Genomic DNA, 16,207 nt, shown 5'->3' on the forward strand with positions numbered 1-16,207 from the left:
CTCCCCGCCCCTTGCACACCTGGGTGACTTTCCGCAAGCGAGTCGCGACGCTGCGCGCTCGCCCTGTAGCGTGCGCAGCAACAAGCGACCCCCGCCGGTGCTCCAACACCGAACGGGGGTCTGACCATCAAGATCGCCAAGCATTAGGAATCGATCCCATGGCTGACGCCAACATTAGTCCCCCCATGGCCTCCCCCGGCTACGGAAAACGCTCCGCCCCCGGCCAGGCCCCACGCGACCCCCACACGTTCGCCCACCTCCCCGCCCGCGAGGCGTACATCGCCTCCCACATCGACCGGCTCCCCGACGGCGCCGCGATGGACGCGAAGACGCTGGCCAAGGAGCTGCCCTACGGGCAGCAGGCCGTCCGCACCGCCCTCAACAACCTCTCCGAGGCGGGCCACCTGCGCCGCGTCCGCGAGCCTGCCGGTGACGGCACCACACAGTGGGTCTTCCGCACGTACTTCTCTCGAACGGCGCGCAGCGACGCGTGGTGGGAGCGCTGGCTGAACGAGGGCGACGAGCCGCAGCCCGACGCGACACCGCAGCGCTCCGCCGCCTACGACGCCCTCGCCACCCTCGGCCTCGCCGACCCCCGACTCGCCCTCTCGGCGAGAGAGTGCGCCGACCTCGAACCCCTCGCTGCGGAATGGCTGGCACGCGGCATCCCACCCGCCCAGCTCATCGCCACCCTCACCGCCGGGCTCCCGGCCTCCGTCCACTCCCCCGCCGCTTTCACCCGAAGGCGGCTCAGGGAGAAGCTGCCGCCGGAACCACCCCTGCCGTCAGCGCCTTCGGGCCGCCGCATCATGGAGTGCACCTCCTGCCGCACACCCGGCCGCCCGGAAGCCCTCTCCGGCGGGCTCTGTCGCGTCTGTCGGGGCGTGGACGTGCCGGATGCCGGGGTGAGCGCGCAGCACGGGGTGGTCGTACGGGCCCACGTTGCCCGGATCAGGGCGGGGATCAAGCGCGGGGGACGAGCCTGAGCGCCGCTCGGATGGTGTCGGCCGCCGGGTCGACCCGCAGGCCCAACTCCTGAAGCCAGGTGGTGATCTGGTTCAGGGGGTGGCCGAGTCGGAGCGAGGCCTGCAGGAGATCCCGGAGGTCGAAGCCCCGCAACGTACCCGAGATCCGCAGATCCATGTCGTGCTCGCCCTTTCTGATCAACGCGCGCGCTTCGGCGAAGCTCAGGCCCTCCGGCAGATCGTCCCGTGAGAGCCGGACCCCGTATCCACGGAGGTGCCAGGCCACTTCCTCCGGCGCTGTCCGCAGCGCCTCGGCGGCGTTCACGACATGGGCGAAGGGGACGGGATTCTCCGTGTCGATCTCCCACCACAGGTTTTCGTGTGCCAGCAGTTCCTCGTCCAGCCGAGTCGGCGCGGACGGGAGAGTGAGCGGGACACCGATGCCGTAATCACGCAGCCGGTCGATGTTCTCCTGCGGCGAGCGGCCGCCTTCGCGCAGAACGTGCCAATAGAGGACCCCCTTTCCGGGCCGCAGATAGCCGTTGTCGTCACGCAGCAGCTGGATGTCATCGGCGTTGGCGTCGGCAGGGAACTCCGAGGGAGTACGGAAGCCGAGATAGGCGAGCTCGGCCAGCAGTTGGCCCGGCGGGATCCCCAGTTTGACGGCGCTCTCGAGCACCTGGCCCGCAGGAATCGGCTTCGCGTGGGTGCGCCACGGGTATTTCCCGTTGGCTTCCTGGCTCAGCAGTGTCACGACCCTGGCATCCGACCGGTCCGGCAGGCAGGCGGCGTCGTATCGCAGACCGTACGCGTCGAGCCTCGCGCACACCACGGGCACGGGAATGCCCAGCGTCAGACTGGCCTTGGCGATGTGCCCGGGAGGGACGGTCTCATCGGGTTCCAGCCACCCCGTACTGTGACCGGCCGGAGCCAGGTCCAGGCCGATCAGGGAATCGTGATCGGCGGCCGCGGCGAGCGTCACCACCGCTTCCCGGACCGGAACGCCGGCGTCTCTCCAGCGGGCGGCCGCTTCTTCGACGCCCACGCCCATGAAACGGGCGGCGCTCCGCAGTTCGTCCACCGCCACGGGCCGGTCGAGGGGCCGGACCCCCAGCTGGGCGGCGCGCTGGGCGGCGGACTGCCAGGTGATACCGAGCTCGTCCGCCGTGGCCAAGCAGTCTCGGAGGTGCCTGCTCCACCCCATGCGAAGGTTCCAGTGCCGGTACTGGACCGACGTGCCCTTCCGGGAGAGCAGCAAGATGTCGGAGGGCAGGGCGGGGCGCACCCGAACGTCACGAAGCTCCGGACACGCTTCCTCCAGGAGCGTCAGGGCAGCGCTGGGCCCGTGCGCGGCGATCCGCCAGAGCAGGACGTGGTCCGGTGGGATGCCGATGGCTCTCGTCCATGGCAGACCCGGCGCGTTCTTGCGCCGGTCGCCGTCCCCGAAAACGCCCCCGGGCAGGAACTCCATGTCGGACGGGAGGCACCCGGCCGTGGCCATGTCGACATCGCAGCCACGGAAGGTCAGCAGCCGCCCCGCCTCGCCGACCGCCTTGGTGATCATGTCGGCCAGCCGGTGGCTGGACTCCGCGATATGGCAGATCCACGCATAGCTCGGCAGCGCCTCGTCGCTCGCGAGCAGGCTCTTCAGCGCCCGCCCCAGCAGGTCCGCCAGTTGCCCCGAGACATCGTCCAGCACCCTGGACCGGTCGACGGAGAGCCGCCCCGGTGCGTGTGCTCCGCAGAGGTTGACCACCGCCCCGCGCAACCCCGAGTGGCCGTCCGCCGAGAGCACACCGCGCCGGATCTCGGGCTGGACGACCAGCCCGTCCACCAGCAGTCCGCCCCCGTTCTCGCACCAGAAGACCTGGGCACCGTCCGGGGCCTCCGGCCACTCGACCAGCGCACCGTGGGCGTTCAGCCCGAAGCGTTCCCGGTCCGGGGCCTCGCGTGGCGTGAGCCGGCCGGGCTGCCACGTTCTGCTGCGCTCGCCGTGGCGGGCTTCGGTAGGGAACTCGGCAATTCCCAGCAGTCGTTCGAGGGTCGTCAGGCACGACGAGTCGGTCCCGTCCCGCAGGAAGAGCCGGACCTGCGTCCCCGCTTCCTTCCCCCGTTCCTCCAGCCGCTCGATGCGGAACAAGTGGCCCGGGCCATAGATCGACACCCGGAGCAGCGGCCCCAGCCGCCCCCGCGCGTCCATCCGGCACGTCGTCACCCGGATCTCATCAGCGAGCATGAAATAGCTCAGCACGCCGATGCCGAAACGGCTGTTGGGGAACAGCTCCACCGGTGGAACGGCCTCCGCCCAGCCCGCCCGTTCCAGCTTGAAGTCGAGCTGGTCGACGAAGCGCGAGCCCGCCTGGGAGAAGACCCCGCGAAGCTCCGACTCCCCCATGCCGACGCCGTTGTCGCGGCACTCGACGTACTCGCGGCCGTCGTCGTCCGTCCCCTGCTCGAAGTCGATCCGGCCGTCGTACGTGTACGTGGCGTCCCGCGTCCGGTCCAGGTATTCCGTGCGGGCGCGGCGGTAGCGGCAGGCGTCCAGGGCGTTCTGGTAGAGCTCGCGGACGGCGAGGTCACGGTCGCGGTAGAGCTGGACGCCCATGAGGAGGTCGCGGACGCGGCGTTCGTCGAGGCGGAAGCTGGCCCAGCCGGTGAAGACGTCCTCCGCCGGGGTCACGCCGTCCGCCGACAGGCGGGCCGGGAGGGCGGGCACGGGCTGGGTGACGCGTTCGCGGGCGGTGCGGCGGACGGCGGCCAGGAGGGTGTCCGTGCGGTCCGTGTAGGCGCGGAGGCCCTCGATGACGGCCTCGTGGTGGCATTCGGCGTGGAGGACCGGGAGGTCGTGGGAGCCGCCCCAGCGGGATCTTTCCAGCGTGCGGCGCAACTGGACGAGGTCCACGGGGTGGGGAATGCCCAGGTGCTCCACGACGATCTGCGGCAGGGCGGTGATCTCGCGGCTCGCGCCGTGGGCGAGGGCGAGGAGGAGGGCGAGCCGCTGGTCGCGGATGCGCTGGGGGCCGCCGCCTCGTACTCCGGCGGCGTCGTCGGCGGGGAGTTCGTCGAGGTATTCGCGGTTGCAGACGTCGGGGCCGCGGCGGAGGCCGTGGAGGAGGCGGCAGACCCTGCGTGGGTCCAGGGTCTCCCCCAGCGCGTCGGCCGGGGCGCCGACCGCCTCCCATAGCGTCCGGACCGTCGCCCCGTCCGAGAACTCTTCCCGCAGCGCCAGCCATCGGTGGAACAGCCACCAGCCGATGGATTCCGCTGCCTCGGGGTGCTGGAGGGCGCGCTTGACGAGCAGGTCGTGCCCCTCGGCGAACACCTCGAACGACGCGCGCTCGGGGCCCGGCCCGGGATGCCTGTCCAGGCGCTTCGGGTCGACCCGTGCCCGTAAGGAAGCCGCCAGGCGCAGGGTCTGCACTCGGTACACGAACGGCATCAGGACCAGCAGGGCCGCCTCCGCCGGGTAGAGGTCGAGCCGGCACTCGGGCCCCGGCTCTCCCAGCAGCCACTCCACGCTCTCCGCGAAGCGCGGCACGACGGCGTCGTCCCGCCAGGGGTCGTCGGCGAGCTCGCCCTCCGCCTCGTCCCGGAGGCGGGCCAGGGCCGCGACGGTCTCGGCGACGCGCTCACGGAAGAAGGACGCGTCGCGGTCGGCCGGTACGTGGCGCCACGCCGTCGAACGGACGGCCAGGTCCACCCAGTCGTCGGCGGAGGGGGGCGAGGGCGAGAGTGCGCCCGCGACGTTGATGTCCCGTCCCATGATGAAGACTTCGGCCTTCGAGTGACTGACGTAGTTGTTCGTACCGTCCCGTTGCACGCGCTCCGCCCTCCCCACAACAGTGGGGAACCAGCGTAGAGTCAGGAGGGCCCGCCCTCCCCCGCCATCACGTACGCGCCCGCCTCCAGGCGGGCGATCAGGCCGCGGGCCCAGGTCTCGCGGGCCTCGGCGAGGGTGCGCCAGAGGGTGCCGATCTCGGCGATGTGGCCCCAGTCCTCGCCCTCGGCCGGGGTCCAGCGGCGGTCGATGTCGGCGCGCCATTCCTCCAGCGCGGCCACGCGCTGCCGGAGGAGGGCGATGGCCTCGGCGCGCGGCAGGTCGACGAGGAAGCCGACGCCCGCCGTGAGGACGTCGGTCTTCTGGTCGTGGGCGACGAGGGACGCGCGGAGCAGGGCGAAGTACTCCGCCTCGCCCGCCTCCGTCAGCTCGTACTCCGTGCGCGGGGGGCCGCCCGCCTCGCTGGGGGCGGTGTCGTGGGCGACCAGGAGGCCCTGCTTGGCCATGGCCTTGAGCGCGTGGTAGATCGAGCCCGGCTGGGCGCTCGACCATTCCTGGGCGCCCCACATCTCCAGGTCGCCGCGGACCTGGTAGCCGTGGGCGCGGCCGTGCTGTCGGACGGCGCCCAGGACCAGCAGCCGGATGGCCGACATCTTCGCTCCGGTCTCCTCTTCGATCGGCCCCCGCCGCGAGCCAGCCTAGGCGTCCTCGCCATCCTCCTGGGCCACCAGCTCGAAGGCGGTCTTCCCGTCGATCGTCTCGCGGATGATGTCGGCGTGGCCCGCGTGGCGTGCGATCTCCTCGATGAGGTGGAGCAGGAGCCAGCGCATGGACAGGCTGGACTCCTTCGGGAACCACGGGGCCGGCGGCAGCTCGAAGGTGCTCTCCAGATCCACCGAGCGGATGAATCGCTCGGTCGCCGCCGCGACCTCGTCCCAGCGGGCGAGGAGGGCCTCGACGGTCTCCTCCTCGGTCGGGCGCCAGCCCTGCTGCCAGCGCTCCGTCGTCTCCTCGAAGGACTTGGGCACGTTGCCCTTCGCCCACTCGATCCAGCCGGTCTCGGCCTGGATCACGTGCTTGAGGAGCGCGTGCAGCGACATCTCGCTGGCGCTCGGCACGGACGCCGCCTGCTCGGCCGTCAGGCCCAGGAGTGCGCGGCGGACGCCGCCGCGCTGGCCCGCCAGGAAGGCCAGCAGCGTGCCGCGCTCGTCGGTGACGTCCTTCTCGACGACATGGATGGGCATGGGATCCCCCTGTGTTTCTCGTCGGTTTCTTGCGACACAGGCACAGTAGGGCTGATGTAGGTCAGGGGCCGTCCTAGAAGGGGAACTCGCTCCGGCCGTGCTGGATCGAGATCCACTTCGTCGTCGTGAAGACCTCCACCATCGAGTCGCCGTTCAGCCGGCCCACGCCCGAGTGCTTCTCGCCGCCGAACGGCACGATCGCCTCGTCGTGCACGGTCGAGTCGTTGACGTGGATCATCCCGGTGTCGATCCGCCGGGCCACCCGGACGCCTCGTTCCACATCACCCGTGTGCACGGCGCCACTCAGCCCGTAGGGGGTCGCGTTGGCGAGCCGGACCGCCTCCTCCTCGCCGTCGAAGGGGATGATCAGGGCGACGGGGCCGAAGATCTCCTGGGCCAGGATCGGGGAGTCCGCCGGCAGCCCCGTGAGGACGGAGGGGCCGACGAGGGTGCCGTCCGCCCGGCCGTGGACGAGGGCGGTGGCGCCGTCCGCGACGGTCTGGTCCACCAGGCTGGCGATGGCCTCCGCCTGGCCGGAGTTGATGAGGGGGCCGATGTGCGTAGCCGGGTCGCCGGGGTCGCCGACCTTCAGGGTCCGTACCTTGGCCACGAACTTCTCGGTGAACTCACGCTCGACGGCCCGGTCCACCAGCACACGGTTGGCGGCCATGCAGACCTGCCCCTGATGGATAAAACGACTGAAAACAGCGGCGTCCACGGCGTAGTCGACGTCCGCGTCGTCGAGGACGATCAGGGCGCTGTTGCCGCCGAGTTCGAGGACGGTCCGCTTGAAGTGCGCGGCGGCGACGGTGGCGACGTGGCGGCCGACCTTGTCGGAGCCGGTGAAGGAGATCACCTTGGGCACGGGGTGCTCGATGAGCGCGTCGCCGATCTCCGCTATGTCGGTGACGACGACGTTGAGGACGCCCCCGGGGAGGCCGGCGTCCTCGAAGAGCTTGGCGACCAGGCCGCCGCCGCAGATCGGCGTGTTCTGGTGGGGCTTGAGCACGACGGCGTTGCCGAGGGCCAGGGCCGGGGCGACGGACTTGATCGAGAGGAGGAAGGGGAAGTTGAAGGGACTGATCACCCCGACGACCCCGACCGGGACGCGGTAGAGGCGGTTCTCGCGGGTGTCGTCCGGCGCGGGCAGGATGCGGCCCTCGGCGCGCAGCGCGAGCTGGATGGCCTCCCGTAAGAACTCTCTGGCCAGGTGGAGCTCGAAGGCGGCCTTGACGGCCGTGCCGCCGCACTCGGCGGTGATGGCGGCGGTCAGTTCGGCCTCGTTGTCGTCGATGACGCGCAGGGCGCGTTCGAAGACCAGGCGGCGGCGGTAGGGATTGACGGCGGCCCAGGCGGGCTGGGCCCGCTCGGCGGCGCGGTACGCCTGGTCGATCTCGTCGACGCCGGCGACCGTGATCGAGGCGAGCTTCTCGCCGTCGTAGGGGTTGAAGTCGACGATGTCCCAGGAGCCGGTGCCGGCCCGCCACTCGCCGTCGATGTACTGGGCGCCCAGGGTGTCGAAACAGGAACCGTAGCCACTGGACGATCCATGCGAACCGTGCGTGCCGTGCGATCCGTGCGTGCCGTCGGACATGCGCCATCCCGTCTGCGAAATGCGGGGCGCCCGGGGCGCCCGTCATGAGGTGCGTCGAGTGCGTCGCGTTGGCGCACCGCTCTTCCATGCCGCTCCATGTCGCGTCGATGGCGCGCCACTGCCGCACCAGGGCGTCGCGCCAGTGTCGCGTCCATGACGTGTCGCTGAGACGTCATCGTACTGATGTGTCACAGGAGTTGAAGACGCCGCGCAATCAGATCGCGGGTCTTCTCCGGGGAGAGGCTGTCCTCGTGGAGCCGGTCCATGACCCGGGCGTACTGGGCCACTTCCTCGGCCTTGTCGAGGTAGAGCGCGCTGGTCAGCTGCTCCAGGTAGACGACGTCGGAGAGGTCCGACTCGGGGAAGCGCAGCATCGTGAAGGCGCCGCTCTCGGCGGCGTGTCCGCCGTGGGCGAAGGGCATCACCTGGAGCGTCACATTGGGCTGCTCGGAGATGTCGGCGAGGTGCTGGAGCTGGTTGCGCATGACCGTTTCACCACCGTACGGACGGTGGAGGGCCGCCTCGTCGAGGACGGCGTGGAAGCGGGGCGCGCGCTCGGAGAACAGCAGCTTCTGACGCTCCATGCGCAGCGAGACCCGGCGCTCGATCTCCGCCTCGTCGGCGTTGGGCTGGCCGCGCACCACCACGGCGTGGGCGTAGCCCTCGGTCTGGAGCAGGCCGTGGACGAACTGCACCTCGTAGATCGAGATGTCGGAGGCGGCACCCTCCAGCCCCACGTACGTCTGGAACCACCCCGGGAGCACATCGCCGTAACTGTGCCACCATCCGGCGACATTGGCCTCGCGGGCGAGGCCCAGCAGGGCCTCGCGCTCGGAACCGTCCGTGACCCCGTAGAGGGTGAGCAGATCCTCCACATCCCGTGCCTTGAAGCTCACCCGGCCCAACTCCATACGGCTGATCTTCGACTCGGACGCTCGGATCGAGTAGCCGGCCGCCTCGCGCGTGATGCCGCGCGACTCGCGCAGCCTCCTGAGCTGCGAGCCCAGGAGTATGCGTCGCACCACGGATCCGCTCGACTCGCTCGTGGCCATCTCTGGGACCCTTCCTCTTCCGGTCCTGTTCCGGTGTGTCGTTTCCGCGCCTCTCTGAGGGCGACCCCCGCTACCCCCGGCGCCGAAGTCTGCCATCTTCGGGCTTCGTTGAGTGCATGCACGGTTACGCAGACCAGCCACGGGCAGGAGCTCTACCGCAGGGGGCGTAGGGAGAATTGCACGCCAACCATCCTGTGCGCCCCCAAATCCACCGCGTGCACGTGCATCTGCCCTTGCATCCGCCGGGCGCATTGGCAACCATGGAGCTCGCACACGTGCACGTCACGTACTCGACTGCCAGGAGTGCCTCGAATGGGTACCGAAGGATCGACTGTGCTCTCCCCCTTATGGAGAGGGCTGCCCACGATCGATCCATCCGCAGCCTCCACTTCGGCCTCCTGTTCGCTCCCACCCCACTTCGAAGCGGTCGGAAGCGCTCGGAAATTCACCCGGAACACGCTCGATCGATGGGATCTGATCGGGCTTTTCGATGAGGTGGCGCTCGTCGTCAGCGAGCTGGTGACCAACTCGATGCGGTACGCCATGCCGGCGGCCTCGTCGGGGGAGTACGGGGTCGTCGGGGAGTACGAGACGCCCGTACGTCTGCATCTGATGCGCTGGACGTCGCGGCTCGTGTGCGCGGTACGCGATCCGAGCGAGTCGGGTCCGGTCGTGGGCGAGGCCGGCGCCGGGGACGAGTGCGGGCGCGGGCTGTACCTGGTCGAGTCGTTCAGCGACGCCTGGGGCTGGCACCCGCTGGCGGGCGCGCTGCACGGCAAAGTCGTCTGGGCTCTGTTCCGGCTACCGCGCGACCGCGACTAGATCACGGGGTTAGTCGCGCAGCAGGTAGTCGAATTCGCCGTCCTTGATGCCCAGCACCATGGCTTCGATCTCGGCGGGTGTGTACACGAGCGCCGGACCGTCCGGGTGGCGGGAGTTGCGCACGGCGACCCCGCCACCCGGCAGCTTGGCGAACTCCACGCAGGAGCCCTGGGAGTTGGAGTGCCGGCTCTTTCGCCATTCGACATCTTCGATGTCCGAGGCGGCCATGCCGTTGTACGCCTGGGGCACTGGACTCTCCCGGATCATTTGCAGGGGGCACCCTCATCCGCAGAACATGGATTCGAGGATGGCAACTGCTCCGGATCATAGCCGCGTTCATGTGCCTCTGCATGAGCCGATGCACGTGCACTCAGGGTGTTCCCGCCACTACTTCACGACTTCTTCGCGGAAGACGAACGTCCGTCCGGGCCCGCTCCGGAATAGGGGAATTCAAGATTCTGCGGACGACTGGGCGCCGGCTCATGAAACCGGGTCATGAACCGGCTCATGAAACCGGGTCGAGGAGCTCGTCGAACGCCCGGGGCAGCCGGCGCCACGCGGCCGGGCCGCCCGCGTACTCGGCGTCCGTGAGCAGGCACGACTCCAGCAGTGAGCACAGCTCTTCACCGTTGAGGCCGGGCGAGGTGAACGTGAGGTACTGGGAGCGGTCGCCATGCTCCGGATGCCAGTCCAGGGCCGCGGCCACACGGCGCTCGGCGGGCACCATCTCCCAGGCGGCGTCCGGCAGCGCGGCCAGCCAGGGACCGGCGTTCTCGACGCACAGGGCGCCGCCCGCCGCGTCCCACGACAACAGCGTGTCGGGCCGGTCCGCCAGCCAGAACCTGCCCCGGCTGCGGGCCGCCGCGCAGGTCAGGTCCTCCAGGGCGGCGTAGAGCCGGCCCGGGTGGAACGGCCGGTCGCGGCGCCAGGCGAGCGTGGCCACGCCGTGCGCGTCGGCGGCCTGCGGCAGCAGCGCGCACGCCGGGTGGAGGCGCGCGGCGGCCGCCTCCACGTCGAACCCGGCGACGGCCGCGGCGGCCAGCTCCACGGATTCGGCCGGAATACGGCGTGCGGCGGGGGCGAGTTGGCACAGCAGGGCGTGGTCGCTCTCGTCCGCCTCCTCGGTGCCGTGCGCCAGGGCCAGTACGGAGACGTACTCCAACTGCCGGGCGAAGGTGTCGCCCACGGTGCGCCGGTCGGTCGGGGCAGCGGCGATCCCGGCCTCGGCGAGGTCGTCGCCGCCCGCGAGCGTCGGCAGCACGAGGGCCGGGTCGACGGCCGTGAACACGCCGGAGAGCCGGGTGTCCGGGCCGCCGTGCGCGGCCACGACCTCCGCCATGGCCTTGGGCTCGACGGAGTCCCACAGCTCGACGACGGCCAGGCGGTGGACGCCGAGCCCGGCGAGGCGTTCCAGCTCGGGGATCAGGTCCTCGCGCAGGGCGCAGCAGGCGCAGTCGTTGACGAGCGGCGTCTCGCCGGCGTCGAGCGTGCCGGAGCGGTCGCGCACGGTCCGGCGGACGGTGCCCGTGGCCGCCGCCGTCGACAGGTCGTGGTGGAGCGCGACGGAGCCGGGGACGGTGCGCAGGAGGCTGTCGACCACGGTGCGACGGGCGTCGGCGTGGATGCCGGCCACGAGGACGACGGGCAACTCACGCATCAGCTCGCGCCTTTGCGATTGCCGTAGCGGCGTTCGAAGCGTTCCACGCGGCCCGCGGTGTCCAGGACGCGCGCGGTGCCCGTGTAGAAGGGGTGGCTCGCGGAGGAGATCTCGACGTCGACGACGGGGTAGGTGTTGCCGTCCTCCCACTCGATCGTCTTGTCGCTGGTGGCCGTCGAGCGGGTGAGGAAGGCGAAGTCGGCGGCGCGGTCGCGGAAGACGACGGGGCCGTAGGGCGGGTGGATTCCGGGCTTCATGGCGGGTCAGCGCTCCTCTCGGAAGGTCACGTGGCGGCGGGCGACGGGGTCGTACTTGCGGAGTTCGAGGCGCTCGGGGTTGTTACGGCGGTTCTTGCGGGTCACGTAGGTGTGGCCGGTGCCGGCGGTGGAGCGGAGCTTGATGACGGGGCGTAGGTCGTTGCGGGGCATGGGGCTACTATACAGAAATGGTTTCCATTTTCATTAGCCGAGATGGGGAGGGCCCTCTGTCATGTCCGCCGCTCACTGCCAGCTGACCGGGCGAAAGCCCGGCTTCGGCAACTCCGTCTCCCACTCCCACCGCCGCACGTCGCGCCGCTTCGACCCCAACGTGCAACGCAAGCGCTACTGGCTCGCGAGCGAGGGCCGCCATGTGCGGCTCACGCTCAGCGCGAAGGGGATCAAGACCGTCGACGCGATCGGCGTCGAGGCGGCCGTGGCCCGCATCCGGGCCCGGGGAGGGAAGGTCTGATGGCGAAGAAGAGCAAGATCGTGAAGAACGAGGCCCGGAAGGTCGTCGTCGCGCGGTACGCGGCGCGGCGGGCGCTCCTGAAGGCCGTCATCCGGGATCCGCGGACGACGGCGGACGCGCGGCAGGACGCGCAGCGCGAGCTGCAGCGCCAGCCGCGTGACGCGAGCGCGACACGGGTGCGGAACCGGGACGCGGTGGACGGGCGGCCCCGGGGGTACCTGCGGGCGTTCGGGGTGTCGCGGGTTTCGCTGCGGGGGTTGGCGCACGCGGGGTATCTGCCGGGGGTGCGGAAGGGGAGCTAAACGCTCCGCTGGAAGTCCTACGGCGGCGGCGGTAGCAGCAGCACCTCGTCCGCGTAGCACCACGCCCACGTCTCGCCCGGTTCGAAGGACCGGGCGACGTCGTGGCCGGCGTTCTCACGCGCGTGAGTGGTCGCGTGGTGGTGGGGAGAGCTGTCACAGCAGCCGACGTGGCCGCAGGTGAGGCATTCGCGGAGGTGCACCCACGTCGCGCCGATGCGCAGGCAGTCCTCGCAGCCTTCCGTCGTGCTCGGGGTCACCTCGTGCGCGGTCTGCGCCAGATGGGTGCAGGACCGGTCCGTCGGACGGCCTTCGAGGTCCGCGGCGACCCGCCAGGAGAGCGGCTCGGTCATACCTTCGAGCGTAGGCCCCTCCGCGCCGGGGCGAAAGCCGAGGTCACGGGGATTGTCAGTGGGGGCTGGCAGACTCCTTCCCGTGAGCCGGGGTGCGGACACGGGCTACGGGGGTGCCCGTATCCGCCCCCGCTCGCCTCCGCTCGGCCCCGCTCGGCCCCTGCTCTCACCGCCGCTCGCACCACCCGCTCTTTCGGGCGCGCCCATGCGCCCGTGCAGCCCATTTCGGCGGGCAGCGCGGCGCGCCGCCTTGCACGATGGCCGCACGTCCCATCCATCGCGCACCCCAGGGCAGGACCGTGATGACCCTCAGCCTCGAGCAGCTCTCCCGTTGCACCGTCGCCGTCGACCTCGGCGCGTCCCGCACCCGCGTCTACCTCAAGGACAGCGGGCTGATCGTGGACGAGCCGAGCCTCGCCGCCGTCAATTCCCGGACGGGGTCGCTGATCGCGGTGGGCTCGCTCGCCGGGGGGATGGCCGGGCGGACGCCGGAGCACATCAAGGTCGTGCGGCCCATCTCCGGTGGCACGGTGGTCGACATCGACATGGCCCAGCGGATGCTGCGCTTCCTCGTCAACGACAAGATCCGCCGGGCCTGGCGGCGCAAGCCGATGCTGCGGGCCGCCGTCTGCCTGCCGCACGACGCCGAGCCGATCGCCCAGCGGGCGGCCGTGGAGGTGCTGAGCGCCCTGGGCTCCCGTCGCGTCGAGCTCGTCGACACGCTCATCGCCGCCGCCGTCGGCTGCGGGCTGCCCGTCGAGCGGCCGGAGGCGACGATGATCGTGGTGTGCGGCGCCGCCTCCACCCAGGTCGCCGTGCTCTCGCTCGGCGCCATCGTCGCCGCCGAGAAGGTGGCGATCGGCGGGGACGCCATCGACTACGCCGTCATCCAGCACCTGCGCAGCGTCCACGAGCTGATGCTGCCCTCCCAGGGGCTCCACCCGTTGCACCTCGCGCTCTACGACCCGGCGCGGATGGGCTGCGAGGCGGAGGTGCGCGGGCGCGACGTGGCCACGGGGCTGTCGCGCACGGTGCTCGTGAACACCGCGCACGTCCGCGAGGCCATCCACAGCCCGCTCACGGCCGTTCTCGACGCGATCGGCCGGGTGCTGCGCGAGTGCCCGCCCGATCTGGTCGCCGACCTCGCCGACCGCGGCATCATGCTCGCGGGTGGCAGCGCGCGTCTCCCTGGACTGGACACGATGATCGAGCAGGCCACGGGCATGATGGTGCAGATCGCCGACAATCCCGATGTGTGTTCCGTCATCGGGCTGGGCGCGATGATCGAGGGAAAGATCAAGCCACTTCACCTCGACGCGGCTCGCAGTTGATCGCGTAAGCCGGTTGACCCCGTAGGCCCACTTGGGAACTTCTTTACCCGTCTCAACAGTTCTGCCAGTGCATCCCCGTATTCACAAGGAGATTTACGCACATGGCGCTCTGGGACCGGTTCAAGGATTCGGCCACGACAATGCAGGGCCAGCTGCTGGCGAAGAAGAACGAGCTCAAGAGCGGCGCATTCCGTGACGCGAGCATGGCAATGTGCGCTCTGGTGGCGGCCGCTGACGGTTCGATCGACGCTTCCGAGCGACAGCGCGTCGCCTCGCTGATCGCCACCAACGACGTTCTGCGGAACTTCCCCGTCGACGATCTCCAGGCCCGTTTCAACGACTACTGCCAGAAGCTGTCGACCGATTTCGAGTTCGGCAAGGTCAGCGTTCTCCAGACCATCGGCAAGGTCCATAAGAAGCCGACCGAGGCGCGTGCGGTCGTTCAGATCGGCATCGTCATCGGCGGGGCGGACGGGGACTTCGACAAGACGGAGCGGGCTGTTGTTCGCGAGGTCTGCTTCGCGCTCGGGATCAATCCCGCGGAGTTCGATCTCTGACGGGTCCGGGAGCGGGGGCGGGCCCGGGGGCTCCGCCCCCGGGCCCCCGGGCCTCAAGCGCCGGACGGGCTGGATTCGGCCTTCGGTCCGGGTGAGCCGGGCCGACCGGAACGCGGCGGCTACGCCGAAAGCGGCACCGCCACCGGGACGCGCTCGCGGTCCGACGTCCACGTGCCCAGGGCGATCTCGGCCGTGATGCCCGGGCCGAAGCCCGCGATGATGCCCCGGGCCGAATCGTCCGCCCCGCCGTCCTGGAAGAGACGCTCCAGCGCGTCGAAGATGACGGCGCTCGCGATGTTGCCGCGCTCGGTGAGCGTCTCGCGGCTATAGCGAAACGTTTCTGGAGCCAGGCCGAGATAGTGGCTGAGGTCGTCCAGGATGCGGGGGCCGCCGGCGTGGACGATGTAGAAGTCGAGCTCGGAGACGTCCCACTGGTACGGCTCGGCCATGTCGCGCATGGCCGGGGCCAGCATGGCCATCGTGCCCGGGACCCGCTTGTCCAGGATGAAGTGGAAACCCGTCTCCCGCACCCCGTAGGAGATCCACTCCTCCGTGTCCGGCACCAGGTGCGAGCCGTTCCGCTCGATCCGTACGCCCGTGCCGCCCTCGCCGCGCACCACCGCGCAGGCGATGGCGTCGCCGAAGAGGCCGTTGGAGAGCAGATTGCCGACGCCGAGGTCCGTGGGCTGGTAGAGCAGCGAGCAGAACTCGCAGGCCACGATCAGGACGTTCGCCTTGGGGTAGGCCCGGCAGAAGTCGTGTGCGCGGTTGATCGCGGCGCCGCCGGCCGCACAGCCGAGCTGGGCGATGGGGAGCTGCCGGGTCTCGTTGCGGAAGTCCATGGTGTTGATGAGCCACGCGGTCATCGACGGCATCATGAAGCCCGTACAGGACACATACACGATCAGGTCGATGTCACCCGCCGTCAGCTCCGCGTGATCGAGCGCCTGCCGTACGACGGCCGGGACACGGGCCTTGGCCTCGCGCTCGTAGCGAGCGTTCCGCACGGTGAAGCCGGGGTGTTTGAGGGTGTCCTCGATCGGCTGTACGAGGTGCCTGGTCTGCACGCCCGTGTTGCCGATCAGCCGGAGCGCCAGCTCCAGCTGGGGGTGATCCGCGTGCAGGGTGCGCGCGAGATCAAGGGTCTGCTCCCTCGTGATCACGTGCTCGGGGACAGCGATGGCCGGTCTGCACAATGTCGCCATGTCGGCCTCCCAGTCGCGGCGCTCTCTCGATGCCCAGGGCCGCCGAAATGGCGCGCCACCCTATTTCCAGTGCATGCCGCATCGGGAAGCGCGCCACACATATGCTCTGAAAGTTCACCCGAAGAGCGGACTTATCTCCATAAACGGCACTTACGTTCATCGAACATACAGGGAGTCCACAGGACCCGCACGGGCTACTGACAGGACATGCCGCGCCGGGCGGTCCGTGGCACTCCCCCCGGTACCGCCCGGCGCGTGCGACGCGTCCGACGCGCTCGTCGGTCGCTCGTCGGTCGTTCGTCAGTCCTTGATCTCGCAGATGACCGCGCCCGACGACAGCGACGCGCCCACCTCCGCCGCCAGGTCCTTCACCGTGCCGGAGCGGTGGGCGTTGATCGGCTGCTCCATCTTCATCGCCTCCAGGACCACGACCAGGTCACCCTCGTTGACCTGCTGGCCGTCCTCGACCGCGACCTTGACGATCGTGCCCTGCATCGGCGAGGTCAGCGAGTCGCCCGACGCCGCCGCGCCCGCCTTCTTCGCCGCACGGCGCTTGGGTCGCGCACCGCCACCCGCGGCCGGGGTGCGGCCGATGCCCGCGCCGAGCGAGGACGGCAGCGT

The 16,207-nt window shown here is 70.4% G+C and carries 18 protein-coding genes; 6 read left to right on the forward strand and 12 right to left on the reverse strand.

The genetic code is table 11. The annotated features are described in order from the left end of the window. The first annotated feature begins 185 nt into the window (after positions 1-185). The gene (locus tag ACX9I7_RS22050; RefSeq protein ID WP_459388278.1) at positions 186-986 is read left to right on the forward strand and encodes a hypothetical protein; all 801 of its coding nucleotides are present in this window, start codon (positions 186-188) and stop codon (positions 984-986) included. On the opposite strand, the gene ACX9I7_RS22055 is transcribed toward ACX9I7_RS22050, so the two are convergent. The 5 genes from ACX9I7_RS22055 to ACX9I7_RS22075 form a co-directional block, all read right to left on the reverse strand. Then, positions 964-4,785, reverse strand: a complete 3,822-nt coding sequence (locus ACX9I7_RS22055; protein WP_459388279.1) for a wHTH domain-containing protein — start codon at positions 4,783-4,785, stop codon at positions 964-966. The two genes, ACX9I7_RS22050 and ACX9I7_RS22055, sit on opposite strands and share 23 nt — an antisense overlap. 41 nt (positions 4,786-4,826) lie before the next feature. After that, positions 4,827-5,396 carry a PadR family transcriptional regulator gene (locus tag ACX9I7_RS22060; RefSeq protein WP_387573545.1) on the reverse strand — a complete coding sequence of 190 codons (570 nt, stop codon included), beginning with the start codon at positions 5,394-5,396 and terminating at the stop codon, positions 4,827-4,829. 45 nt (positions 5,397-5,441) lie between these two features. Next, positions 5,442-5,987, reverse strand: coding sequence for a DinB family protein (locus ACX9I7_RS22065; RefSeq protein ID WP_459388280.1), 546 nt, complete (start codon positions 5,985-5,987; stop codon positions 5,442-5,444). A 73-nt stretch (positions 5,988-6,060) separates the two neighbouring features. Then, positions 6,061-7,581, reverse strand: coding sequence for an aldehyde dehydrogenase family protein (locus ACX9I7_RS22070; protein ID WP_459388281.1), 1,521 nt, complete (start codon positions 7,579-7,581; stop codon positions 6,061-6,063). Positions 7,582-7,769: 188 nt separating this feature from the next. After that, positions 7,770-8,633, reverse strand: a complete 864-nt coding sequence (locus ACX9I7_RS22075) for a helix-turn-helix domain-containing protein (protein WP_387573539.1) — start codon at positions 8,631-8,633, stop codon at positions 7,770-7,772. A 312-nt stretch (positions 8,634-8,945) separates the two neighbouring features. Between ACX9I7_RS22075 and ACX9I7_RS22080 the strand changes: the two genes are divergently transcribed. Beyond that, positions 8,946-9,455, forward strand: coding sequence for an ATP-binding protein (locus ACX9I7_RS22080; protein WP_459388282.1), 510 nt, complete (start codon positions 8,946-8,948; stop codon positions 9,453-9,455). A 9-nt stretch (positions 9,456-9,464) separates the two neighbouring features. Here the strand turns inward: ACX9I7_RS22080 and ACX9I7_RS22085 are convergent, their stop codons facing one another. The 4 genes from ACX9I7_RS22085 to rpmG form a co-directional block, all read right to left on the reverse strand. After that, positions 9,465-9,704, reverse strand: coding sequence for a DUF397 domain-containing protein (locus ACX9I7_RS22085; protein WP_358632543.1), 240 nt, complete (start codon positions 9,702-9,704; stop codon positions 9,465-9,467). Positions 9,705-9,960: 256 nt separating this feature from the next. After that, a complete protein-coding gene (locus ACX9I7_RS22090) occupies positions 9,961-11,112 on the reverse strand; it encodes a GTP-binding protein (protein WP_459388283.1) in 1,152 nt (383 codons plus the stop codon). Continuing rightward, positions 11,112-11,369 carry a type B 50S ribosomal protein L31 gene (locus ACX9I7_RS22095; RefSeq protein ID WP_189457059.1) on the reverse strand — a complete coding sequence of 86 codons (258 nt, stop codon included), beginning with the start codon at positions 11,367-11,369 and terminating at the stop codon, positions 11,112-11,114. The genes ACX9I7_RS22090 and ACX9I7_RS22095 overlap by 1 nt, the downstream gene beginning before the upstream one ends. A gap of 6 nt (positions 11,370-11,375) precedes the next feature. After that, complete coding sequence (rpmG, locus tag ACX9I7_RS22100; RefSeq protein ID WP_189457061.1) at positions 11,376-11,540, reverse strand: 50S ribosomal protein L33; 165 nt, start codon at positions 11,538-11,540, stop codon at positions 11,376-11,378. A gap of 61 nt (positions 11,541-11,601) precedes the next feature. Here rpmG and rpmB point away from each other — a divergent pair, with 61 nt between their 5' ends. After that, positions 11,602-11,841 carry a 50S ribosomal protein L28 gene (gene rpmB, locus ACX9I7_RS22105; RefSeq protein WP_189457063.1) on the forward strand — a complete coding sequence of 80 codons (240 nt, stop codon included), beginning with the start codon at positions 11,602-11,604 and terminating at the stop codon, positions 11,839-11,841. Beyond that, entirely contained in the window at positions 11,841-12,143 is a 303-nt protein-coding gene (gene rpsN, locus ACX9I7_RS22110; RefSeq protein ID WP_387573530.1) for a 30S ribosomal protein S14, read from the forward strand. Before rpmB ends, rpsN begins: the two co-directional genes overlap by 1 nt. Positions 12,144-12,160: 17 nt before the next feature. On the opposite strand, the gene ACX9I7_RS22115 is transcribed toward rpsN, so the two are convergent. Beyond that, positions 12,161-12,493 (reverse strand): UBP-type zinc finger domain-containing protein, encoded by a 333-nt coding sequence (locus ACX9I7_RS22115; RefSeq protein ID WP_459388284.1) that lies wholly within the window; start codon positions 12,491-12,493, stop codon positions 12,161-12,163. 302 nt (positions 12,494-12,795) lie between these two features. Between ACX9I7_RS22115 and ACX9I7_RS22120 the strand changes: the two genes are divergently transcribed. Both ACX9I7_RS22120 and ACX9I7_RS22125 read left to right on the forward strand, forming a co-directional pair. After that, positions 12,796-13,824 (forward strand): rod shape-determining protein, encoded by a 1,029-nt coding sequence (locus tag ACX9I7_RS22120; protein WP_358632369.1) that lies wholly within the window; start codon positions 12,796-12,798, stop codon positions 13,822-13,824. Between the two features lie 101 nt (positions 13,825-13,925). Next, a complete protein-coding gene (locus tag ACX9I7_RS22125) occupies positions 13,926-14,381 on the forward strand; it encodes a tellurite resistance TerB family protein (RefSeq protein WP_459388285.1) in 456 nt (151 codons plus the stop codon). Between the two features lie 119 nt (positions 14,382-14,500). Here the strand turns inward: ACX9I7_RS22125 and ACX9I7_RS22130 are convergent, their stop codons facing one another. Together ACX9I7_RS22130 and ACX9I7_RS22135 are read right to left on the reverse strand one after the other, a co-directional pair. Next, on the reverse strand, positions 14,501-15,586 hold the full coding sequence (locus ACX9I7_RS22130) for a type III polyketide synthase (RefSeq protein ID WP_387573523.1): 1,086 nt from the start codon (positions 15,584-15,586) through the stop codon (positions 14,501-14,503). 300 nt (positions 15,587-15,886) lie between these two features. Continuing rightward, the coding region (locus ACX9I7_RS22135) for an acyl-CoA carboxylase biotin carboxyl carrier protein subunit (RefSeq protein WP_459388286.1) at positions 15,887-16,207 on the reverse strand (321 nt) is incomplete at its 5' end.

It is taken from the genome of Streptomyces sp. L500 (genome assembly GCF_054551825.1).